We start from the raw sequence: 20,100 nt of genomic DNA on the forward strand, positions 1-20,100 counted from the left end.
TCGGAGGTCTGTCGTGATCGGAGGTCTGTCATGATCGCAGTACTGGTCATCGACATGCAGAATGCCTACTTCGAGGATCCTGCCTTGAAGTCCCGCCAGGACGAGGTTGTTGCTGCCTGCAACTCCTTGACCAGCGCAGCGAGCGAAGCCGGCGCCAAAGTCCTTCTGGTGGGAACCGTGCATGAACGGGACAAATCCACCTGGTCCCTGAACATGCTCGACGACGATCAAGGCTTCATCTTCAGGGGCAGTGAGCAGGCAGAGTTCGTCCCCGGCCTGCTCACTGCCGATTTTCCCCGGCTCATCAAGACCCGTGACAGCGCTTTTTTCGGCACCGACCTCGCCATGCGCCTGAGGAATTGGGGTGTGGACACTGTAGTGCTGGCAGGGATTTCGGCCCACAACTGCATCGCGCAGACTGCAGCCGACGCTTTTGCCCACAACATCAGGGTGATCTACGCGGCCGAGGCCATCGGTACTGAAAACGCTGAAGCCGCCGAATCGGTGCTGCGGGTCTTCACCCGCGAATACCGCCAGGCCGTGCTGCCGCTGGAAGAGATCCTGCTGTTCCTGGAATCGGAGCGGTCAGCTTAGCCCGCTAGCCGGGCTTGCTGTGCCCCGGTCCTTACCGCGTGCCGGGTTCTTCCCGTTCCACCGGAATCCACAACTGCCCGCGGCCGTGCGTGCCACCGGCCTCCACTTGGACGCTGAGCATTTCAGGGCCGGGTGCCCACTGGTATGGGTTGGCCGGGAACCACTCGGTGGCTGCGTCCGCCCACATGCTTTGCAGGACTTCCGGGAACTTTCCTTCAGTTTCGAAAACCACCCATAGGCCTGCTGGAACGTCCATGGCCGCGAATCCCTCCGGTGCCGGCTGGCTGGATGCCACCGCATGCCAGTAGTCCAGCCCGCTTCCTTCGCTGCGCTGCTCATCGATGTTGTCGGTGACGGACAGCGGTCCTGCCGGTTCCAGATCTGCCAGTTTCAGTAAGCGCTGGGTGTCAGCGGGGTCCAGGCTCCGCTGGAAATCGATGATGGCTTGGTTGGGTCCTTCGTGGACCAGGGGGACGCGGGCTTTCAGGCCAATAAGGCGGAAAGCGGGCTTGTCTTCAATACGGTGCTTCATGTCGGTGTTCCCTTCGACTCGTAGGTGGAACCTCAATTGAGGTTGGGAATGAAGAACAGCCCCGGCTTGCCTTGCTTCAGAGGGAGTAAGGCCGTGCATGGCCTTGAATGCCCTGGTGAACGCCTCGGCGGAGGCGTAGCCGTATCGGACAGCAACGGCCAGGACAGTGCCGCCGTCGATGATTTCCGCTGTGGCTGCCGTCAGGCGGCGCCTCCGGATGTACTCCGAAACCGGCAGTCCGGCCAGGGAGGAGAACATCCGCCGGAAGTGATATTCGGATGTCAGGGCGATCCGGGCCAAAGTCCCCACGTCGATCTCTGCCGTGAGGTCCGCCTCGATTGCCTCGATGGCCCGGTTCCATTCCTGCATGCTGTTTGCGCTCCCTTGTGCCGCCTGGTTCGGCCTGCTGTGTCTTCGTTCCTGCCTCTGACGCTACGCAGGGTGTGGGGCCGATACCCCACCTATCCTTGCCCGAAAGTATCAGGCCCACCCGAGCACGCCCGCGGGTTGGCGCATACCCGGCGGGTTGGGGCGTACCCCGCGGGGCATTACCTGCCAATCCTCGGAAGCGTTCAGGTGCCGGGGCGGGCCGGGCCAGTGCCGGGCAGGACCGGCTCCGGGGCTGGACATAACGCAAGGACCCGGAGGCTGCGGCTGCAGCACTCCGGGTCCTTGGTGTTTTTCAGTTGATACCGGTTCGGTTTCTACCGGTCACTCATTACGGCCGACTGGAGCCGGATGCTTCTTCATCGGGTTCCGATGAGAAGGGCCGGTCCCGAGGGGTGTCTTCCGTATTGTTCTCGTCCAGTTCGGCATCGGCCGAAGGCACCGTTTTTTCGGCGTAGTCGCCGGCGGTGTAGTCTCCTCCGGCGTCCTCCTTCAGGGTCTCGGGGGATACTCCGGAATCACCGTAGTCGCCCTCGGAGTACTGGCCCTCGAGTTCCTCGCCGTTGGCGTCGTGGTTCTGGGTGTCAGCCATGGTGGGTCCTGCGGCTGGTGACCAGGCCGTAGATCAGCAGCACGATGATGGAGCCACCGATAGCGAGGAGCCACGTGGTCAGCGAGAAGAATTCCTGAAGTCCGGTGCCGAAGATGAGGCCACCGATCCAGCCGCCCAGAAGTGCGCCGACGACGCCCAACAGGAGGGTCACGAACCAGCCGCCACCCTGACGGCCCGGAAGAATAAGCTTGGCGATGGCACCGGCCAGGAGACCGAGCAAAAGAAAACCAAAGAAACCCATTTTTGCTCCTACTTTCTTGTTGATGGAAATTCCATGAACGTGGTGAAGCGGTTCACTTCATCGGGTGCCTGTTCCCGATTTTAGGCACCGATATGTTGCCCCTGAGAGGCAAATGGAATACGGGGAGTGGAACAGTGGTAAAACCCCGATGAAATTGTCATTGCGTTCAATACAGCACTCCTCCCGATGGGGGGTCGGGCTCAGTACTACAACTGCAACGCTAGCCGTTCGAGGGACTAGTAGCAAGTAACCTGACTATCTACCTGCCTCGGCCACCGGCCCGTTATCACGGGGATTCGGGGGTTCGAACTGCTCCAGGGGTGCAATGGCGGGCACCTACTGGCCCGTCGACTACCCCTTCAGCAGCGTTCCGGCTTCCGTGGTCCGGTGCCATGGTTATCACTCCTCGGCTCATGGAACTGATGCTTTGCGGAACTTCCCGACGGGTATATTTCCTGCGGGCGTCCCTTGGATGGCATGACAGTTTAGTCCATTACGCCTGGCATGCAAATGATCCATAAACGCAAGGATTGTAATATGCAGGTGACAGCGCACGGCCCGCGGGGCTAGTGTCGAGAAATAACGCCTCGAAAGGAGTGATTCCTGTGAAAGGGAAAGCATTGTTCGCCGTTGGAGTGGCCGTCGGCTACGTATGGGGATCAAAATCCTGGCCGGAGGTGTACAAGCGACTCCGCGGGGGCACCGAAAAGGTGCTCAAGAACCCGGAGGTCCAGGACAACGTCCATCATGCCGCCGAAGCTGTCCAGGAATCAGTCCCGGACATCCTGGATAACCTCTATGAGGCTGGCAAGAAACTGCTGGAGAAGGCCGAAGCCGTCCTGCCGGGCATCACCTCGCCGAAGTCGGAGCAGAAGCCCGGTGCCTCAAACAGTGGTAGCTCAACCAGCAGAACCTCAACAAGCGGGCCGACCGTCACCACCGTTCCCACTGTCACCCCCGTTCCCGCAGCGACCGGCGTCGAATCCGATGTCGTGTCGGACCCTGCCCGGGATGACACCACCGGAAGCGACTGGACGGACGAGGGCGGCGCAGCGCCGGAAGGGCCGGCCACCAATACGCCGCCCAAGGCCTGACCTAAGCTGACCCGACGCCGGCAAGTGCCGGCGTCGGGCTCTATTTTCCGCGTTCCACGCTGGCCACAATTGCCTCGCCCAACTCTGTGGGCCTGGTGAATTGTGGCCAGTGGCCTGTGGGGAGGTCGATGTAATCGACATCCCGGATCCGCGCGAGCTCAGCGGTGAAGGGGTGCCCGGCGTCCATCCATTCCTTAAGGAGCGAGGACGGGAACTGGCACGCGATGATGGTGGCCGGAACGTCGTAGCGGCGGACGTCGCCCAAATGCTGCTGGTCGCAGGCCACTCCCTTTGGTTCGGGGATGGCGCGGGCACGGAAGGCGTCCTTCAGCTCATCCGTCAGGTCAACAAGGTCCTCGTCCTCGAACAATTCCCACGGCGGCAGTGGGATCTCATCGCCGTCGTCGGGCAGTTCATCATTGATGACCCCGCCCTCACCGAGCGGACCGCTGTCGACGTATATAGCGCGGGCCACCCGGTCCGGCCGGGCGTCTGCCACGCCGTGGATGATGGCGCCGCCGCCCGAGTGGCCCACCAGGACCACCTTGCCTTCCAGGTCATCCACCGCGGCAACCACGGCGTCGATGTGCGTGCGAAGTCCTATGCCGGCGCGGGGTGCATCGGCTGATTCCAATCCAGGCAAGGTCAACGGGTGCACCGTATGTCCGGCCGCCACCAGCGGGGGAGTCACCTCCTCCCACGATGAGGCGTCCAACCAGAAACCGGGTACGAGGATGATGTCCATGCGGGTACCCTACGGGAGCCCGCCGACAGTTTGTAGGAGTGGCTAGTTTCCTTCCGCCAACTTCTGCACCGTCTTTGCCAGAATCCCGGCGCGCGACCCGGTTGTCCGGGCTTTGAGTATCGGCAGGATGAGGAGGTACCGGTCAGTCTTGCCCAGCTGTTCAAAGGCTTCCCGGGCACTACTGTTTCCTGCCAGGGCCGCCTCAAGGTCCTCGGGAACCTCGGCCTTGGCCTGCGAAACGTAGGCCGATTCCCAGCGGCCGTCCGCTTTGGCTGACTCAATCTCGGCTATCCCCGCCGAGTGCATTCGTCCGGCCTCGATCAGCCGGGCCACTTTGCCCACGTTCACCTGCGACCAGGAACTTCCGGCCCGCCGCCGCGAATACCTTTGCAGGAAGGTCTTGTGGTCATGGCCCTTGCGTTGGCCATCAATCCAGCCGAAACACAGTGCGCCGTCCAAGGCGTCCTGGATGTCGATGAGGCCGGTCCCCGCGTTCTTCTTGCCGATCACCAGCCACGCCTCGGTCTTGGTGTCGTGGTTCGCGGCGAGCCACTGTTCCCATTCCGGGCCGCCGGCAAACCGCAGCAACTCCCGTGCGTCATCGTGCTCCACGGCCGCTCCTCCCTCCGTTGCCCTTCGCCTTCCTCCCAGCATCCTCCAAGTTAGGAGCAATTGGCGCTGTTTTCAGTGCCGGTGACCACGTCAACTGCTACCCGCCTGGGCGAGGATTTGGGTCCCGGAAAGGGGTTGACGCGGGTCACGTTCCCAGTCCATAGTTATCGTATACGATTTCGTACTTGATGCAGTTGGACGAAAAGGAGGCGCCGTGACACTGGAGTTCCGGACCCAGGAGATCAGCCAGGACATGCTGGCCCGGACGCGCAAAGTCATTGCCGTCCACATCAACTACCCCAGCCGGGCAGCCCAGCGCGGACGCACTCCCGGGCAGCCGTCCTACTTCCTGAAGCCTTCCTCGTCGCTGGCACTCGGCTCCGTGGATGTTCCCGGCACGGTTGAGCGCCCCGCCGGCTGTGAACTCCTCGGCTACGAGGGCGAAATCGCCTTGGTGATCGGAAAGTCCGCACGCCGTGTCGGGTTGGAGGATGCCTGGAGCCACGTCGAATGGGTCACGGCTTCGAACGACCTCGGTGTGTACGATCTCCGCTACGCAGACAAGGGCTCCAATGTCCGGTCCAAGGGCGGCGACGGTTTCACTCCCGTTGGTCCCGCGCTCATTCCCGCCGATGCTGTTGATCCCGCACAGCTGCGGATCCGTACCTGGCACAACGGAGACCTCGTCCAGGACGACACCACCGAGGACCTGCTCTTCCCCTTCGCCCAACTCGTCGCGGACCTCTCCCAGCTGCTCACGCTCGAAGAGGGTGACATCATCCTCACCGGCACCCCCGCCGGAGCCTCCGTTGCCAAGCCAGGTGACGTCGTCGAGATTGAGGTCACCGGAGGTGGCTTCAGCAGCGGCCGCCTGGTCACCAAAGTAACGGAAGGCACGACGCCGTTCGCGGACTTCGGTGCCGGGCCCAAGACTGATGACACCCAGCGGGAAGAGGCCTACGGTTCCAGGGAGGCCGCCGGGCTGCCTGCAGGACAGGAGGCTGCCGCGAGCGTGCTGACTCCTGAGCTGAAGGCGAAGCTTGAGTCCGTCGCTACCGCCACGCTCTCTTCCCAGCTCCGCAAGCGCGGGCTCAACAACGTGAGCATTGACGGCTTGCAGGCCACCCGCCCGGACCGCAAGGTAGTGGGCCTGGCCCGGACCCTCCGCTACGTTCCCAACCGTGAAGACCTCTTCAAGACCCACGGCGGCGGATTCAACGCCCAAAAGCGCGCCATCGATTCCGTGAACGAAGGCGAAATCCTGGTCATGGAGGCCCGCGGCGAGAAGGGCACAGGCACGGTGGGGGACATCCTCGCGCTGCGCGCCCAGGTCCGCGGGGCAGCGGCCATCATTACCGACGGCGGCGTCCGCGACTACTCTGCAGTGGCCGACCTGGAGATGCCCACCTACTTCGCCAACCCGCACCCGGCAGTGCTGGGCCGCCGCCACATTCCGTGGGACACCGACATCACCATCGCCTGCGGGGGAGCAACCGTTCAGCCCGGCGACATCATCGTGGCCGACTCCGACGGCATCCTGGTGATCCCCCCGGCCATCGCCGAAGAACTCGTGGATGACTGCATTCAGCAGGAAAAAGAAGAGACGTTCATTTTCCAGATGGTCCAGGAAGGCAACAGCGTGGACGGGCTGTACCCCATGAACAAGGAATGGCAGGCCCGCTACGCGGAGTGGGTAACAGCGGAGTGGCAGAGCAAGCAGGGAGCCTCAGGTGAGTGAAACCGCCGTCGGAAGTACCGCCGTCGACAACGCCGGTGCCCAAAGCAAGTCCCAGCAGGCTTATGCCGCCGTGAAGGCAAGGATCGTGGAGGGCACCTACACGCCGGGTTACCGGCTGGTGCTGGCCAAGATCGCCGAGGACCTGGGCTTCAGCGTGGTCCCGGTCCGCGAAGCGATCCGCCGCCTGGAAGCCGAAGGGCTGGTGAAGTTCGAGCGGAACGTGGGCGCCACGGTGTCCGGGATCGACCCCACCGAGTACCTGTACACCATGCAGACCCTGAGCATCGTGGAGGGCGCCGCCACCGCGTTGTCCGCCCCGCTGATCGATTCAATCTCCATTGCCCGGGCCCGTGCTGTGAACGAAGAGATGCGTGAGTGCCTGGAGCACTTTGATCCCGTGCGTTTCACCGCGCTGAACCAGGACTTCCACAGCGTCCTGTTTGAACACTGCCCCAACCCGCACATCCTGGACCTGGTCCACCGTGGCTGGAACCGGCTGGCCTCCATCCGGTCCTCCACGTTCCGGTTCGTTCCCGGCCGGGCGCAGGAATCGGTGCGCGAACATGAAGCCCTGCTGCAGCTGATCGAGAATGCAGCAGACGCCGACACCATCGAAAAAGCAGCCCGCCAACACCGCGCCGCAACCCTGGACGCGTACCTCTCCACTACCAACTAAAGCTTTGGATAAACAAAGGAAGACAACGATGACGACCTCAGTAGAGACCACCAAGCACTACATCCCCGAGAACCTGCCCTCCCACATCCAGCACTTCATCAACGGCGAGTTCGTTGACTCCATCTCGGGCAAGACCTTCGATGTCCTGGACCCGGTATCCAACGGCAACTACGCCACCGCTGCGGCCGGCCAGAAGGAAGACATCGACCTCGCCGTCGCCGCAGCCCGCGAAGCATTCGTCAACGGTCCCTGGCCGAAGATGAAGCCCCGCGAACGTGCCCGGGTGCTGAACAAGATCGCCGACGCCGTCGAAGCACAGGAAGCCCGCCTGGCCGAGCTGGAAACGTTCGATACCGGCCTCCCGATCACCCAGGCCAAGGGCCAGGCGCTCCGCGCAGCCGAGAACTTCCGCTTCTTCGCGGACCTGATCGTGGCCCAGTTCGATGACGCCATGAAGGTCCCTGGCTCACAGATCAACTACGTGAACCGCAAGCCGATCGGCGTCGCAGGCCTGATTACCCCGTGGAACACCCCGTTCATGCTGGAGTCCTGGAAGCTCGCCCCCGCCCTGGCCACCGGCAACACCGTAGTACTGAAGCCGGCCGAGTTCACCCCGCTCTCTGCCTCGCTCTGGGCGCAGATCTTCAAGGACGCAGGGCTGCCCGACGGCGTGTTCAACCTGGTGAACGGCCTTGGCGAAGAAGCCGGTGACGCGCTGGTGAAGCACCCGGACGTGCCGCTGATCTCCTTCACCGGCGAGACCACCACGGGCCAGACCATCTTCCGCAACGCCGCTGCCAACCTCAAGGGCCTGTCCATGGAGCTCGGCGGAAAGTCCCCGTGCGTCGTGTTCGCCGACGCCGACCTGGATGCCGCGATCGACTCCGCGCTGTTCGGTGTGTTCTCCCTCAACGGCGAACGCTGCACCGCCGGATCCCGCATCCTGGTGGAGCGGGCCATCTACGACGAATTCTGCGAAAAGTATGCCGCCCGCGCCAAGAACATCGTGGTGGGCGATCCCCACGATCCCAAGACCCAGGTGGGTGCCCTTGTCCATCCGGAGCACTACAACAAGGTGGCTTCCTACGTGGAGATCGGCAAGTCGGAGGGCAGGCTCCTCGCCGGCGGCGGCCGACCCGACCACCTGCCCGAAGGCAACTACATCGCACCCACGGTGTTTGCCGACGTCGCGCCTGACGCGCGGATCTTCCAGGAGGAAATCTTCGGTCCCGTCGTGGCCATCACGCCCTTCGAGAACGACGACGAAGCCCTCGCCTTGGCCAACAACACCAAGTACGGCCTGGCGGCCTACATCTGGACCCAGAACCTGACCCGGGCCCACAACTTCTCCCAGAACGTGGAGGCCGGCATGGTGTGGCTCAACAGCCACAACGTCCGTGATCTTCGCACCCCGTTCGGTGGCGTCAAGGCCTCCGGACTGGGCCATGAGGGCGGCTACCGTTCCATCGATTTCTACACCGACCAGCAGGCCGTGCACATCACGCTCGGTTCGGTCCACACGCCCAAATTCGGCGCCTAAACTCGGAGTTTTTGTACAGATAACGCCCCTAATACCCCTTCTAAAGGGCCGTATCTGTACAAAAACTCCATCCAAATGACCCCTTTCAACGAAGAGAGAACCCCATGAGCACCCCCTTCACTGGCCCCATCCCTACTCCCACAGTCCCGGCACCGGACATCGTCCGCTGCGCCTACCTGGAACTCGTGGTCACGGACCTGGCCAAGTCCCGCGCTTTCTATGTGGACCTCCTGGGCCTGCACGTCACCGAGGAAGATGAGAACACCATCTACCTGCGCTCCTTCGAGGAGTTCATCCACCACAACCTGGTCCTCCGCAAGGGCCCGGTAGCCGCTGCTGCAGCCTTCGCCTACCGGGTGAAGTCCCCGGCAGAGGTGGACGCCGCCGAGGCCTACTACCGCGAACTCGGCTGCCGGGTGGAGCGCCGGAAGGAAGGCTTCACCAAGGGCGTGGGCGACTCCGTCCGCGTGGAGGATCCGCTGGGCTTCCCGTACGAGTTCTTCTACGACGTGGAGCACGTCGAACGCCTCACGCAGCGCTATGACCTCTACTCCGCCGGCGAACTGGTCCGCCTGGACCACTTCAACCAGGTCACCCCGGACGTCCCCCGCGGCCGCAAATACCTGGAGGACCTCGGCTTCCGCGTCTCCGAAGACATCAAGGATTCCGACGGCGTCACGTACGCCGCGTGGATGCACCGGAAACAGACTGTGCACGATACCGCCCTGACCGGCGGCAACGGCCCCCGCCTGCACCACATCGCCTTCTCCACCCACGAGAAGCACAACATCATCCAGATCTGCGACAAGATGGGTGCCCTGCGCATCTCAGACCGCATCGAACGCGGCCCCGGACGCCACGGTGTGTCCAACGCGTTCTACCTCTACATCCTTGACCCGGACGGTCACCGCGTGGAGATCTACACCCAGGACTACTACACCGGCGATCCGGACAACCCCACCGTCACCTGGGACGTCCACGACAACCAGCGCCGCGACTGGTGGGGCAACCCCGTAGTCCCGTCCTGGTACACCGAGGCCTCCCTGGTCCTGGATCTCGACGGCAACCCGCAGCCGATCATCGAGCGCGAGGACAAGTCCGAAATGGCAGTCACCGTGGGCGCCGACGGCTTCTCCTACACCCGCCCCTCGGGCGACTCGGATGAAGCTGCCGAGGGCTTCAAGCTCGGAGCGCAGGTCTAAGCCATGCTGGACGCGAAGACGATCGAAGCCATTGCCGACGAGCTCCTTGAGGCCGGACGTTCCCGTACGCCCGTTCCTCGGCTGACCGCCCGCTATCCAGAGATGACGGTGGAGGATTCCTACGCCGTGCAGCAGTTGTGGATGCGGCGGAACGAGGAAGCCGGCCGCACGTTGGTGGGGCGCAAGATCGGCCTCACGTCCAAGGCCATGCAGGCCGCCACGGGCATCACCGAGCCGGACTATGGCGCCATTTTTGATGACATGGTCCTCGAAACCGGCTGCTCCGTGGAGTGGGACAAGTACACGCACCCCCGGGTTGAAGTGGAGTTGGCCTTCGTGCTGAAGTCAGGCCTCAAGGGTCCCGGCTGCACCATTTTCGACGTCCTCAACGCCACCGACTACGTGGTTCCGGCCCTCGAAATCCTGGACTCCAGGATCGAAATGGAGGCCCGGACCATCGTGGACACCATCTCGGATAATGCCGCGATGGGCGCCATGGTGGTGGGCGGCCGCCCAGTGCGGCCGGACGCCGTCGACCTCCGCTGGGTATCGGCCATCCTGTACAAAAACCAGACCGTGGAAGAGACCGGAGTGGCCGCCGGAGTGCTGGATCATCCCGCAAATGGCGTGCACTGGCTGGCCAACAAAATCGCCGCGCACGGGGACTCCATGAAGGCCGGAGATATCATCCTGGCGGGCTCGTTTACCCGCCCCCTCTGGGTGTACAAAGGTGATACCGTGCACGCTGACTACGGACCGTTGGGAGTTGTGACATGCCACTTCAGCTAGGCCCCACTTTCTACTCGGCGCTCACAGAGGCGGGCCGTCCACTCGCCGGCATGTGGGTGTGTTCCGGCAGCCCGCTGGTGGCGGAAATCTGCGCCGGCTCCGGGCTGGACTGGGTGCTGATCGACGCCGAGCACAGTCCCAACGGGCTGGAATCCATCCTTGCCCAGCTTCATGCGGTGAGCAGCTATCCGGTCCAGGCCATGGTCCGGCCTCCCGTGAATGACACCGTGGTCATCAAGCAATACCTGGACCTTGGAGTACAGAACCTGCTCATTCCCATGGTGAACTCGGCCTTCGAGGCAGCATCGGCCGTGGCGGCTGTCCGATATCCACCGCACGGGGTCCGGGGTGTGGGTTCGGCGCTTGCCCGGGCCTCGCGCTGGAACCGGGTTCCGGACTACCTGGCGTCCGCATCGGAATCCATCAGCCTCACGGTGCAGATCGAATCCGAGGCTGCGGCCTCGGCTGTGGAGGAGATCCTGGCCGTCGATGGCGTGGACGGCATTTTCCTCGGTCCTTCGGACCTTGCCGCCTCGATGGGCCTGCTGGGACAGCAGGAAAATCCGCTGGTGAGGGCCGTCGTCGAACATTGCCTCGCTGCCGCCAAAGCGGCCGGAAAGCCCGCCGGCGTGAACGCCTTCAACGAGTCAACCGCCCGCGCCTATCTCGACGCCGGTGCCTCCTTTGTGCTGGTCGGCGCGGACGTTGCTGTGCTGGCCCGCGCCTCCGAAGGGTTCGCCTCCACGTTCATTCCTGTGTCTGAAACGGCGGACCGCGAAAGCTACTGACGGACCCAGCCCGGGGTAGACAGTGGGCTAGGCTCGATTGAACGAGAGCCTGAGGGGGCAGTGCCGTGAATGGTCGTGTTGTAGCTGTAGTTGCCGTTGTTGCTGTGATGGGACTGGCTGGTTGTTCTTCGCCGGTGGGCCCGAAGGTCCTTTCCCGCGAGGCGACAGCGGAGGACGCACTTCCGGGGAACGTAAGCCTCACCGGTGTGGATCTTGAGGTCGAGCCCGGGTCGACACGTCTGTTGGCTGCGCATGACGACATAAAGTACTACGCGGCCAAGAGCAAGACAGGCGGATCCGCTTGCTTGTACGCGGTGCCTGTGGGACTCCCGGAACGATGGAGGGCGGGGTGCGCGGCGTTTGGCACAGGTGAGGAGATTCTCACCCTGACGGTCTTCGACGATTCCCAGGCGAAGCTCATTAACGACGACGTCGACGCCGGCCAGCCGAAGTACCAGGGGTGGACCGAGATCCACCCGAATGTGCTGATCCGTTCCCGCTGACTGGACTGGGTTCTGGCGCTGGGTGGGTTCTGGCCCGCCTACTTGCGAGCCATGTACCACTCGGTGAATTCGCGTGCGCGTCCGTCTTCGGCGAAGCGGATCACCCAGAGGTTGTCGTAGGTGGGCTCGCCGTTCAGGTACGTGGTGAGGCCCTGGACGAATGCGGTGTCACCGTCCTGGCCCAAGAGGGTCCATTCGAAGGTCCAATCCTCGGGCTTGTCGCCGGCGTCGGCCCACGCCTTCACGATCTCTTCGTGGCCGTTCCATGGTTTATCCGTGTTGGGTTTGTCGTAGTAGACCGCATCCTCGGTGAAGAGTGCGCGGACGTCGTCGGGCTCATTCGAGGTCCACGCGCGTTCGTACCGGTCCATCCAGGAGTTCACATCGTTGGTCATTTACCCGTTCTACCCTCCGGGGCCGGTGGGTTCAACGGTGGGCTTGCTGCTTTCACCGAACGTTCCTTCCCAGTTGGTGTGGGGCGTCCTGCGTTCCTTCCCAGTTGGTGTGCGGGCGTCCTGCGTTCCTTCCCAGTTGCCGGTCGGAATGTACGACGACGGCCGGCTGGTTTCCGCTGTTTGCTGCGTTTCGCGGGGGCCGGGTCAGTTCCAGGGAGTGGGTAAATGGGCAGGAACGCTGGCGGGGAGGGCTGTGCAGTTTGGGGGCGGGGCAGATCAGGCCGGGCGGGCGATTCCCCGCGATGACCGGCGGATGTGGTCCGGGGTGAGGCCGGTCAGTGAGGCGAGCTCCAGGTCGTCGCAGACGTGGTTACGGACGGCCATGACAATCAGGGCTTCGCGTCGTTCGGTGATCTGGGTCCGATGACGTTCGGCGGCCCTGAGTTCGTCGCTCTTCTTCTTTACTGCGGACAAGTGGACGCTGCGGGGGAGTCCGCTCGGGTGGAGATCGTCATAAGCCAAAGCGATGGTCCTGACCGCCTTCATGTTCTCCCCTGTAGCCGCCGAAACAGTGGCGATGGTGAGCCCATCCTCAATCGCCTGCGCAATCAGCTCGTTCCTGGCCGCGGTCAGGGTACGGATGGTGCTCGTTGCGTGGGACAGCAGTTGCCGGTGCACTCCGAGGGCATGCGCCAACTTGGCGTGATCCGTGTGATCCGTGCGGTCCTTGGGCTGCGGACGATCCGTGGGCTGCGGTCGCGGAGCCTTGGCCCGGTAGGTATACCGTCCGGTGGCCGAGCGGGCTTGGAGTGAAACAGTGAGGGCTGACCCGGGCTGGGCTGTCATTGGCTCCCTTTCAGTTTCGGAACAGCACTTCTGATCCCTCGAATCTAGGCAGTGTTCAGCGTTCCAAGGAAATACCAATACCGCGTGAACCCATAAGCAAAGTGCATGGAAGAAGTGCCCCAGAGCGTGTCCATGCGCTTTCTGGGCGTCGAAGGGGTGCTGAAAGCCCACTAAGGGGTCCACGTCATAAGACCCCCTTATAGATCCACGCACATTAGGTCTTATCCACAGCGCCCACGGATCCCTAGTCTCGAAAAAGGGGATACGCGAATCCGCGCGTCCCGAGTTCCACATTCCTGGAGGAGACATGTCCGACTATCTGCCGGCGTCGAGGGTCACCCGCATCAAGTCCTCAGCGAGCGTCGCCGCGGCCGCCCGCGTCCGTGAACTTAAGGCTGAAGGCATCCCGATCATCGACCTGACCGTTGGCGAGCCGGACTTCGACACCCCGGACCACATCAAGGAAGCAGCAGTCGCTGCCATCAGAGATGGCGAGACCAAGTACACCTCGGTGACGGGTACGCCTGAGCTGCAGACCGCCGTCCTTCGCAAAATCGAGGGTCATACCGGACACCACTATGAGCGCAACCAACTGACCATTGGCGGCGGCGCCAAGCAAGTCCTCTACGTCGCACTGATGGCCTCGCTCAACCAAGGCGATGAGGTCATTGTCCCGGCACCGTATTGGGTTTCGTACCCGGACATGGTGCTCGCCAACGACGGCACCCCGGTGATCGTCCCGTGCGGTGAGGACACAGGCTTCAAGCTCACCCCGGACGCCCTGGACAAGGCCATCACGCCCAAGACCAAGTGGCTCATCCTCAATGCCCCGTCCAACCCGACCGGCGCGGTGTACACCCGCGAGGAACTCCAAGCCCTTGGCGCAGTCCTGGAGCGGCATCCGCAGGTGTACGTCCTCACCGACGAGATCTACGACGAAATCCACTTCGGTGATGGCCGGGTCACCAGCCTGGTCACCGCCGTGCCAACGCTCAAAGACCGCATCCTGCTGGTCAACGGTGTCTCCAAGGCCTACGCCATGACCGGCTGGCGGCTCGGCTATGGCGTGGGACCGGTCCCCCTGATCGCGGCCATGAACAAATTGCAGTCGCAAACCTCGTCGTGCCCGTCGTCCATCAGCCAGGCCGCCGCCGTCGCGGCACTGAACGGCGACCAATCCTTCGTCCGGGACAGCGTGGAGGTGTACCGCAAACGCCGGGACGCCGCCGTCGAGGGTTTGAACGCCATCAATGGATTGTCCGTTGCGCCGGCGGAAGGCGCCTTTTATGCCTACGTGAACTGCAGCGGCGTGATCGGCAAAACCGCACCTGACGGCACCGTCATCAGCAATGACCAGGACTTCACGCTTTACCTGCTGGACGCTGCCCGCGTCGCTGTCATCCAGGGCTCGGCTTACGGCCTGGGTCCCTACTTCCGGATCTCCTTCGCCACCTCGCTGGAGACCATCAACGCCGGCGTGGACTCCATCCGCGACGCCGTCAACGCCCTGTCCTAAGCCCCACAGAAAGATTCCCACCATGATTCATGTCAAGACCAAATTCGAACGCCCGGACGCCGACGTCGTCAGTCGCCTCGCCGCCTTTTCCTCCGCCACGATCCACGAGGCCCAAGGCCGCCGCGGCGCACTGAGCTCGAAGATCAAGCCGATCGACCGTTCCATGTCCTTCTGCGGCCCGGCCGTCACCGTAGCCTGTGCCCCGCAGGACAACCTCATGCTCCAGGTGGCCATCCACTACGCACAAGCCGGTGACGTGGTGTTGGTCGGTGCGCAGGAAATGGCCGAGGCCGGCACGTTCGGCGATGTCCTGGGCAACGCCATGAAAGCCAAGGGCATCGCAGCGATGGTCACCGACTCCGGGGTCCGGGACACCCAGGACCTGATTGAACTGGGCCTGCCCGTGTTCTCCGGCAGCGTCAGCATCAAGGGCACCGTGAAGGAAACGCTCGGGCCCATCAACCACCCGATCGTCTTTGGCGACGAGATCATCTACCCCGGCGACATCCTCCGCGGCGACGCCGACGGTGTGGTGGTGGTCCGTCGCGAAGAAGCCGAGGAAGTCATTGCCCTCTCACAGGCCCGCGACGACCACGAGCGCGAACTCATCAAGCTCTACCACGACGGCGGCAACACCATTGAGTTGTGTGGACTGACGGAGAAGCTGAAGGAGAAGGGCCTCCTGGTCGAGGACTAGGGCCGCTCCGGGGCCGGCCACCGTCCTGGACGGCGGCCGGCCCTTTGGCGTGCTGTTTGCTTCCTGGGTGGGCGGGGGGTGTGGGCGCGCGGGGGTTGGGGTTTGGTTTCTTGGGTTTGGGATTGGGCACAGGAAAGGCGCCTTGCCGGTGGCAAAGCGCCTTTGGTGCGTGCAACTGTGGGCGGTGAACGACGGCTGTTGCTGGACGACGTCGGCTATTGTTCGACGTCGGCTATTGATGGACGACGACGGGTGTTGATGGTCGACGGCGGGTGGCCGGGTTTGCGGGGCTGCGGTTTGTGCGGAGGTGGCTTGGTCCGGCGGGCGATTGGCCTGCTCAGTCGAGGCCGGAGTGCCCCGGGCGCGTGTCCACCAAGTGCCATTCGATGCTGTTGCCGGCATGGGCCGGCATCATGCTGCCTTCGAAGACGAACAAGGGTTCGCCAATTCCGCCTGAAGGCCGCCAAAAACCATTTCGCGGACAATGAAATCCGGTTCGAGCGCTGATGGTGCCGCGGGTCGGATTCGAAACCCATCCCACTGTGCTGATCTTTTTCACCGTATTCTCCTTTACCCTGCCTGCGGAATCTGCAGGCCGTTATCAAATGTCTTTCTCATTCGATGGTAGGAAATTAAAACGGTCCTGAATAAGACCAAAGCTGTCTGTCCGGATAAGGGATTGTTATGGATGGGCCGGCAGTTGCACGGGGTCGGTCCCGTACTTGTTGATCAGTTGTTGATGCAGCATTTCCTTGACCACCAACAGCACGGCGGACGCGGCCTCGGACAAAGGCTCGTGGTCCGGAGTGCAGAGGGCGATCTTGCTCTGCAGGCCGGGTTCCACGATCCGCAGCACTTTGAAGTCCTGGTCCGGGAAGAGGGCATCGGCGGCGGACTTGGGCAGCACCGTGCCGCCAAGGTTGGCGCGGATGAGCCGGGTCAGCGAAGGGACGGACTCCACTTCGCCCACCAGTTTCAGCGGGAGGTCCTGGTCCGTCAGGCCCTTCTCGATGAGCTGGCGAAGTGTGTGGTTCTTCTCGGGGAGGAATAGTCCCACCGTGCTCGCTTCGGCAAGCGTTATGGTGTCCTTCCCGTGGTTGACGTCGACGTCCGGGTGAACCACCAGGTGGAGGTCCTCCACGATCATGGTGGTGAACTGGACGCCCCGGATCTTTCCGGGCTCGTAAATGAGGGCCATATCGAGGCGGCCGTTCTTGATGGCTTCACTCAACACGCCGCCGAAAATCTCTGTCAGGTGGACCACGATGTCCGGGTAGCGGCGGCCTACTTCCCTGATGATCTGGGGCGTGAGGCTCGAGGCCATGCTGTAGGGCGCGATTGCGATGGATACCCTTCCGGAGGGCGCGGCACCTGAGGAAGCAACATCCTGCCTGGCCTGCTCCACAAGCCTCAGGATCGACTGTGCATGGCGGTACAAGGTGTGCCCGGCTGCCGTTGGTTCCACACCTTGCTTGCTGCGGATGAGCAGGCGCTGCTTGAGGTCGTTCTCCAGTGCCGAGACCTGCTGGCTGAGGGCCGGCTGGGCAACATGGAGGGCGGCGGCGGCCTTGGTGATGCTCCCCGAGTCAACAATTTGCACGAAGTATGAGAGCTTCCGCGTGTCCATGGATGTACCTTCCTGGAGAGCCGTGCCCCACGGGTGGGAAGTTCCCTTCGGTGGCAGGTCCCGATGTTCAAATATAGACGCATCGCCCAGCGGGCAGCTGCTGGGACCCACGCCACAGGGCGTGGTGGTGCAGGTCATAACGGAGACCTATCACGGGATAACTATTAGGTCTTTGTGCGGGGGTCTGTGGGAGTGCGAGACTTTTGGAAAGAACTTCAGGAAACGCTCCGGATTCAATCCAGCGTCCATGAATTTTCGGGAAATTGATTTTCGCCTCCAAGGGGGAGATTCAATATTTCCGCCACTAATTCAAACCCACGGAAAGAGAACCACGTGAACCCGGTTATTGATCTTGTAGCGGATCTTGGAGAGGGATTTGGCGCCTACACCATGGGCGACGATTCCGACCTCCTTGAGATCGTAACAAGCGCCAATATCGCTTGTGGTTTCCACGCCGGTGATCCGGACATCATGGCTGCCACCGTGGCTGAATGCGTCCGCCGCGGAGTCGGCATCGGAGCGCACCCCAGCTTTCCGGACCTGAGGGGTTTCGGCCGACGCGACATGGGCCTTTCTGCAAGCGAGGTTCAGAACGACGTCGTGTACCAGCTGGGTGCACTTAATGGCTTTGCAGCATTCCACGGAACCAAGGTCTCCCACCTCGCGCCCCACGGCCGGCTCGGCAATCTTGTGGCTGTTCGCGCCGATTATGCCCAGGCTGTGGCTGACGCCGGTGCAAGAGTGGACAGCGAACTCATCGTCGTGGCGCAGGAAGGTGAACTGGCCACCGCATCCCGCGCCGCCGGACTGGACGTTGCCATCGTAGGAATCGTGGACCGCGCTTATCAGGAAGACGGCACCCTGGTTCCACGCAGCCAGCCCGGCGCCGTGCTCCACGATCCCTCGGAGATCGTTGAAAGGACCCTGCGCATGGTGGTCGAGGGCAAGATCCGCTGTGCCAACGGCAAGGAACTCGCCATCGACGTCGATACCCTCCTCCTGCACGGAGACAACCCGGGCGCCGTGGAGCTGGCACGCCGGATCCGTTCGGAACTCGTCGCCGCCGGTGTCCACATCGCGCCCTTGGCTGAGGTCATGCACGCAAAGAAGAAGGCGGCCTGACATGGTGCGCCCAACCGTTCCCACCGAGGTCCACGAATCCGGTGACTCCGCACTCCGGGTGGTAGCAATCTCCGAGGTCAGCGAAAGCAATTGGCTCACCGTCCACGGCCTGGCCGACTGGCTGGAAAACTGTGGTGCAGAAGGTCTCCACGGCGCGGTTCCCACGTACGATTCCGTCTTGGTGGAGTTCGATCCCGTCCTAGTTTCTGCACGCCAAGTACGCGCTTTTGTGAAGCTCGGGCTGTTGGAACTCGCCCACGCCGGTGAATCCGCCGCAGCACCACGTGAGTTCGATATTCCTGTTGCCTACGGCGGCGAATACGGGCCTGATCTGGAGCGCGTCGCTGAGCACCAGGGGATTTCCGTGGAGGAGGTCATCCGCCTCCACACCGAAAAGACCTACACCGTTCGTTGCCTGGGTGCGCCCGCTGGATCCCCCATGATGGACGGCCCCGCCTTCCCCAAACCGGTGCCCCGCCTCAAGGATCCCCGGCTCAGTGTTCCGGCAGGTGCCGTGGCAGTTGCCGGTCGCCAGGCAGTCATCGCTCCGGCCACCGCCCCGGGCGGTTGGTGCGTCATCGGCCAAACCCCCTTGTCCCTCCTGAACATCCGCCGCGAACCACTGGTCCCGTACAAGCCAGGTGATATCCTGCGGTTCCGCCGGATCAGCACTGAGGACTTCGGCTTGTACGCCGGTGCCGAACTCGAGCCGCTGGAACTGGATCGCGCGGAACTGGATCGCGCGGAGTTGAGTCCTGCGGCGTCGGGTCCTGTGGATTTGGGAGCGCAGCCATGACCGGCGGCATCCTGATCCAGCAGCCAGGAAACTCGGTGGTCACAGACCTTGGCCGGACCCGCGGCCCCCGCTTCGGCCTTCCCGTCAACGGTGCTTTGGACCAGTACTCGGCCCGTGCGGCCAACATCCTGGCAGGAAACCTGGACAACGATCCCCTGGTGGAGGTCACGGCCCTGGACTTCCGGATGACGGCCACCACCGACATCCTCATCGCCGTCACCGGTGCCCCGCTAACACTTACCGTTGGTGGCCGGCCGGCCACCCAATGGGAACCGGTCTCGGTGCGTGCCGGAGAAACAGTCTCCCTCCGGGGAATCCACCTGGGCCTTCGCGCCTACATCGCCGTCCATGGCTCCGTCGAGGCAGAAACACTGCTGGGCAGCGTAGCTCCGGACACCGTAGTGGGCTTCGGACTTCAGCTCAAAGAGGGCACCTCGCTCCTCACCAGGACGAGCGTCAGCCCGGTCCGCCAGCCCTACTTCGACCTCCCGCTTTTCCGGCTGGGCCTTGAACGCCCCAGCATGGACTCAAACCTGTTGGTCGATGTGACCGACGGGCCGGACGTTGCCGGATTTGGCACGTCCGGTGACCTGCTCTTCACCTCGGAGTACACCGTGAGCGGCCGCAGCAACCACATCGGCCTGCGGCTCGGCGGAGAACTTCCGGAAAGAACCTCAAACGGCGAAGTCCTTTCCCGCGGCGTGCCAGTGGGCGCCGTCGAGGTTCCCTCCAGGGAAGAACTGCTGGTTCTCCACCGGGGACGCGGCGTCACCGCCGGGTATCCCGTTCTTGCAGTAGTCACCAGCGCCGGACTGGATGTCCTGGCCCAAGCGCGGCCAGGGGACAAAGTCCGTTTTCGGAAAACCACAGTGGCAGAAGCTACTGCCGCCCATAGGCGCTCGCGGGCCCAGCTTGAAACACTCCGCGAATCCGTCAACACCGTCTTCGGACTCCTCGGCATCGGATGCCGTCCCCAGTGGCAGGACCTACCGGTTGCGGCATGCAGCTAAACCCTGTCGTCACACCAGTAGGCGTTGCTACGCTCAT

At 63.1% G+C, this 20,100-nt stretch carries 23 protein-coding genes; 14 read left to right on the forward strand and 9 right to left on the reverse strand.

Going from position 1 to position 20,100, the window contains the following annotated elements:
• The first annotated feature begins 30 nt into the window (after window positions 1-30).
• Complete coding sequence (locus AC6JA3_RS01325; RefSeq protein ID WP_026543063.1) at window positions 31-594, forward strand: cysteine hydrolase family protein; 564 nt, start codon at window positions 31-33, stop codon at window positions 592-594.
• 31 nt (window positions 595-625) lie between these two features.
• On the opposite strand, the gene AC6JA3_RS01330 is transcribed toward AC6JA3_RS01325, so the two are convergent.
• The 3 genes from AC6JA3_RS01330 to AC6JA3_RS01340 all read right to left on the reverse strand — a co-directional run bounded on the left by AC6JA3_RS01330 (window position 626) and on the right by AC6JA3_RS01340 (window position 2,367).
• Entirely contained in the window at window positions 626-1,495 is an 870-nt protein-coding gene (locus AC6JA3_RS01330) for an AraC family transcriptional regulator (protein ID WP_026548518.1), read from the reverse strand.
• Between the two features lie 349 nt (window positions 1,496-1,844).
• The gene (locus tag AC6JA3_RS01335; protein WP_026543061.1) at window positions 1,845-2,105 is read right to left on the reverse strand and encodes a hypothetical protein; all 261 of its coding nucleotides are present in this window, start codon (window positions 2,103-2,105) and stop codon (window positions 1,845-1,847) included.
• Window positions 2,098-2,367, reverse strand: coding sequence for a GlsB/YeaQ/YmgE family stress response membrane protein (locus tag AC6JA3_RS01340; protein WP_026543060.1), 270 nt, complete (start codon window positions 2,365-2,367; stop codon window positions 2,098-2,100). Before AC6JA3_RS01340 ends, AC6JA3_RS01335 begins: the two co-directional genes overlap by 8 nt.
• A gap of 605 nt (window positions 2,368-2,972) precedes the next feature.
• Here AC6JA3_RS01340 and AC6JA3_RS01345 point away from each other — a divergent pair.
• Window positions 2,973-3,461 (forward strand): hypothetical protein, encoded by a 489-nt coding sequence (locus tag AC6JA3_RS01345; protein ID WP_347782397.1) that lies wholly within the window; start codon window positions 2,973-2,975, stop codon window positions 3,459-3,461.
• 40 nt (window positions 3,462-3,501) lie between these two features.
• Here the strand turns inward: AC6JA3_RS01345 and AC6JA3_RS01350 are convergent, their stop codons facing one another.
• Window positions 3,502-4,206: an alpha/beta fold hydrolase gene (locus AC6JA3_RS01350; protein WP_347782398.1), complete on the reverse strand. Its 705-nt coding sequence runs from the start codon at window positions 4,204-4,206 to the stop codon at window positions 3,502-3,504.
• Window positions 4,207-4,248: 42 nt separating this feature from the next.
• Window positions 4,249-4,818 (reverse strand): YdeI/OmpD-associated family protein, encoded by a 570-nt coding sequence (locus tag AC6JA3_RS01355; protein WP_347782399.1) that lies wholly within the window; start codon window positions 4,816-4,818, stop codon window positions 4,249-4,251.
• 214 nt (window positions 4,819-5,032) lie between these two features.
• Here AC6JA3_RS01355 and AC6JA3_RS01360 point away from each other — a divergent pair, with 214 nt between their 5' ends.
• The 7 genes from AC6JA3_RS01360 (at window position 5,033) to AC6JA3_RS01390 (ending at window position 12,054) form a co-directional block, all read left to right on the forward strand.
• On the forward strand, window positions 5,033-6,556 hold the full coding sequence (locus tag AC6JA3_RS01360; RefSeq protein ID WP_347782400.1) for a fumarylacetoacetate hydrolase family protein: 1,524 nt from the start codon (window positions 5,033-5,035) through the stop codon (window positions 6,554-6,556).
• Window positions 6,549-7,232 carry a GntR family transcriptional regulator gene (locus tag AC6JA3_RS01365; protein ID WP_026548514.1) on the forward strand — a complete coding sequence of 228 codons (684 nt, stop codon included), beginning with the start codon at window positions 6,549-6,551 and terminating at the stop codon, window positions 7,230-7,232. Before AC6JA3_RS01360 ends, AC6JA3_RS01365 begins: the two co-directional genes overlap by 8 nt.
• A 28-nt stretch (window positions 7,233-7,260) precedes the next feature.
• A complete protein-coding gene (gene hpaE / locus AC6JA3_RS01370) occupies window positions 7,261-8,772 on the forward strand; it encodes a 5-carboxymethyl-2-hydroxymuconate semialdehyde dehydrogenase (RefSeq protein WP_026543055.1) in 1,512 nt (503 codons plus the stop codon).
• 104 nt (window positions 8,773-8,876) lie between these two features.
• Window positions 8,877-9,974, forward strand: coding sequence for a 3,4-dihydroxyphenylacetate 2,3-dioxygenase (gene hpaD, locus AC6JA3_RS01375; protein WP_091553291.1), 1,098 nt, complete (start codon window positions 8,877-8,879; stop codon window positions 9,972-9,974).
• A gap of 3 nt (window positions 9,975-9,977) precedes the next feature.
• A complete protein-coding gene (hpaH, locus tag AC6JA3_RS01380) occupies window positions 9,978-10,763 on the forward strand; it encodes a 2-oxo-hept-4-ene-1,7-dioate hydratase (protein ID WP_347782401.1) in 786 nt (261 codons plus the stop codon).
• Window positions 10,748-11,551 (forward strand): aldolase/citrate lyase family protein, encoded by an 804-nt coding sequence (locus AC6JA3_RS01385; RefSeq protein WP_347782402.1) that lies wholly within the window; start codon window positions 10,748-10,750, stop codon window positions 11,549-11,551. Before hpaH ends, AC6JA3_RS01385 begins: the two co-directional genes overlap by 16 nt.
• Window positions 11,552-11,616: 65 nt before the next feature.
• Complete coding sequence (locus AC6JA3_RS01390; RefSeq protein WP_155854171.1) at window positions 11,617-12,054, forward strand: hypothetical protein; 438 nt, start codon at window positions 11,617-11,619, stop codon at window positions 12,052-12,054.
• Window positions 12,055-12,092: 38 nt separating this feature from the next.
• On the opposite strand, the gene AC6JA3_RS01395 is transcribed toward AC6JA3_RS01390, so the two are convergent.
• Both AC6JA3_RS01395 and AC6JA3_RS01400 read right to left on the reverse strand, forming a co-directional pair.
• On the reverse strand, window positions 12,093-12,449 hold the full coding sequence (locus tag AC6JA3_RS01395; RefSeq protein WP_347782403.1) for a nuclear transport factor 2 family protein: 357 nt from the start codon (window positions 12,447-12,449) through the stop codon (window positions 12,093-12,095).
• Window positions 12,450-12,725: 276 nt separating this feature from the next.
• Window positions 12,726-13,295 (reverse strand): hypothetical protein, encoded by a 570-nt coding sequence (locus tag AC6JA3_RS01400; RefSeq protein ID WP_347782404.1) that lies wholly within the window; start codon window positions 13,293-13,295, stop codon window positions 12,726-12,728.
• A 307-nt stretch (window positions 13,296-13,602) separates the two neighbouring features.
• On the opposite strand from AC6JA3_RS01400, the gene AC6JA3_RS01405 reads away from it, so the two are divergent.
• Together AC6JA3_RS01405 and AC6JA3_RS01410 are read left to right on the forward strand one after the other, a co-directional pair.
• Window positions 13,603-14,811 (forward strand): aspartate transaminase, encoded by a 1,209-nt coding sequence (locus AC6JA3_RS01405; protein WP_347782405.1) that lies wholly within the window; start codon window positions 13,603-13,605, stop codon window positions 14,809-14,811.
• Between the two features lie 22 nt (window positions 14,812-14,833).
• Window positions 14,834-15,508 carry a 4-carboxy-4-hydroxy-2-oxoadipate aldolase/oxaloacetate decarboxylase gene (locus AC6JA3_RS01410; protein WP_026548509.1) on the forward strand — a complete coding sequence of 225 codons (675 nt, stop codon included), beginning with the start codon at window positions 14,834-14,836 and terminating at the stop codon, window positions 15,506-15,508.
• Between the two features lie 337 nt (window positions 15,509-15,845).
• Here the strand turns inward: AC6JA3_RS01410 and AC6JA3_RS01415 are convergent, their stop codons facing one another.
• Entirely contained in the window at window positions 15,846-16,067 is a 222-nt protein-coding gene (locus AC6JA3_RS01415; protein WP_026543046.1) for a hypothetical protein, read from the reverse strand.
• 123 nt (window positions 16,068-16,190) lie between these two features.
• Window positions 16,191-17,135: a LysR substrate-binding domain-containing protein gene (locus tag AC6JA3_RS01420; RefSeq protein ID WP_026543045.1), complete on the reverse strand. Its 945-nt coding sequence runs from the start codon at window positions 17,133-17,135 to the stop codon at window positions 16,191-16,193.
• A 333-nt stretch (window positions 17,136-17,468) separates the two neighbouring features.
• Here AC6JA3_RS01420 and AC6JA3_RS01425 point away from each other — a divergent pair, with 333 nt between their 5' ends.
• Genes AC6JA3_RS01425 through AC6JA3_RS01435 form a run of 3 tightly spaced genes read left to right on the forward strand, consistent with a single transcriptional unit; the run spans window position 17,469 to window position 20,063 of the window.
• The gene (locus tag AC6JA3_RS01425; RefSeq protein ID WP_347782406.1) at window positions 17,469-18,257 is read left to right on the forward strand and encodes a LamB/YcsF family protein; all 789 of its coding nucleotides are present in this window, start codon (window positions 17,469-17,471) and stop codon (window positions 18,255-18,257) included.
• 1 nt (window position 18,258) lies between these two features.
• A complete protein-coding gene (locus AC6JA3_RS01430) occupies window positions 18,259-19,053 on the forward strand; it encodes a 5-oxoprolinase subunit B family protein (RefSeq protein WP_347782407.1) in 795 nt (264 codons plus the stop codon).
• Window positions 19,050-20,063, forward strand: a complete 1,014-nt coding sequence (locus AC6JA3_RS01435) for a 5-oxoprolinase subunit C family protein (protein WP_026543043.1) — start codon at window positions 19,050-19,052, stop codon at window positions 20,061-20,063. Before AC6JA3_RS01430 ends, AC6JA3_RS01435 begins: the two co-directional genes overlap by 4 nt.
• Window positions 20,064-20,100 lie beyond the last annotated feature (37 nt).

It is taken from the genome of Arthrobacter sp. TmtSoilC79 (assembly GCF_059739405.1).

What these genes read in the sequence shown, in the direction of transcription:
- AC6JA3_RS01325 (WP_026543063.1), top strand. Translation starts at nt 31, where the DNA reads ATGATCGCAGTACTGGTCATCGACATGCAGAATGCCTACTTCGAGGAT.
- AC6JA3_RS01400 (WP_347782404.1), bottom strand. Translation starts at nt 13,295, where the DNA reads ATGACAGCCCAGCCCGGGTCAGCCCTCACTGTTTCACTCCAAGCCCGC.
- AC6JA3_RS01335 (WP_026543061.1), bottom strand. Translation starts at nt 2,105, where the DNA reads ATGGCTGACACCCAGAACCACGACGCCAACGGCGAGGAACTCGAGGGC.
- AC6JA3_RS01350 (WP_347782398.1), bottom strand. Translation starts at nt 4,206, where the DNA reads ATGGACATCATCCTCGTACCCGGTTTCTGGTTGGACGCCTCATCGTGG.
- hpaE (WP_026543055.1), top strand. Translation starts at nt 7,261, where the DNA reads ATGACGACCTCAGTAGAGACCACCAAGCACTACATCCCCGAGAACCTG.
- hpaH (WP_347782401.1), top strand. Translation starts at nt 9,978, where the DNA reads ATGCTGGACGCGAAGACGATCGAAGCCATTGCCGACGAGCTCCTTGAG.
- AC6JA3_RS01395 (WP_347782403.1), bottom strand. Translation starts at nt 12,449, where the DNA reads ATGACCAACGATGTGAACTCCTGGATGGACCGGTACGAACGCGCGTGG.
- AC6JA3_RS01340 (WP_026543060.1), bottom strand. Translation starts at nt 2,367, where the DNA reads ATGGGTTTCTTTGGTTTTCTTTTGCTCGGTCTCCTGGCCGGTGCCATC.
- AC6JA3_RS01410 (WP_026548509.1), top strand. Translation starts at nt 14,834, where the DNA reads ATGATTCATGTCAAGACCAAATTCGAACGCCCGGACGCCGACGTCGTC.
- AC6JA3_RS01420 (WP_026543045.1), bottom strand. Translation starts at nt 17,135, where the DNA reads ATGGACACGCGGAAGCTCTCATACTTCGTGCAAATTGTTGACTCGGGG.
- AC6JA3_RS01430 (WP_347782407.1), top strand. Translation starts at nt 18,259, where the DNA reads ATGGTGCGCCCAACCGTTCCCACCGAGGTCCACGAATCCGGTGACTCC.
- AC6JA3_RS01385 (WP_347782402.1), top strand. Translation starts at nt 10,748, where the DNA reads ATGCCACTTCAGCTAGGCCCCACTTTCTACTCGGCGCTCACAGAGGCG.
- hpaD (WP_091553291.1), top strand. Translation starts at nt 8,877, where the DNA reads ATGAGCACCCCCTTCACTGGCCCCATCCCTACTCCCACAGTCCCGGCA.
- AC6JA3_RS01405 (WP_347782405.1), top strand. Translation starts at nt 13,603, where the DNA reads ATGTCCGACTATCTGCCGGCGTCGAGGGTCACCCGCATCAAGTCCTCA.
- AC6JA3_RS01330 (WP_026548518.1), bottom strand. Translation starts at nt 1,495, where the DNA reads ATGCAGGAATGGAACCGGGCCATCGAGGCAATCGAGGCGGACCTCACG.
- AC6JA3_RS01435 (WP_026543043.1), top strand. Translation starts at nt 19,050, where the DNA reads ATGACCGGCGGCATCCTGATCCAGCAGCCAGGAAACTCGGTGGTCACA.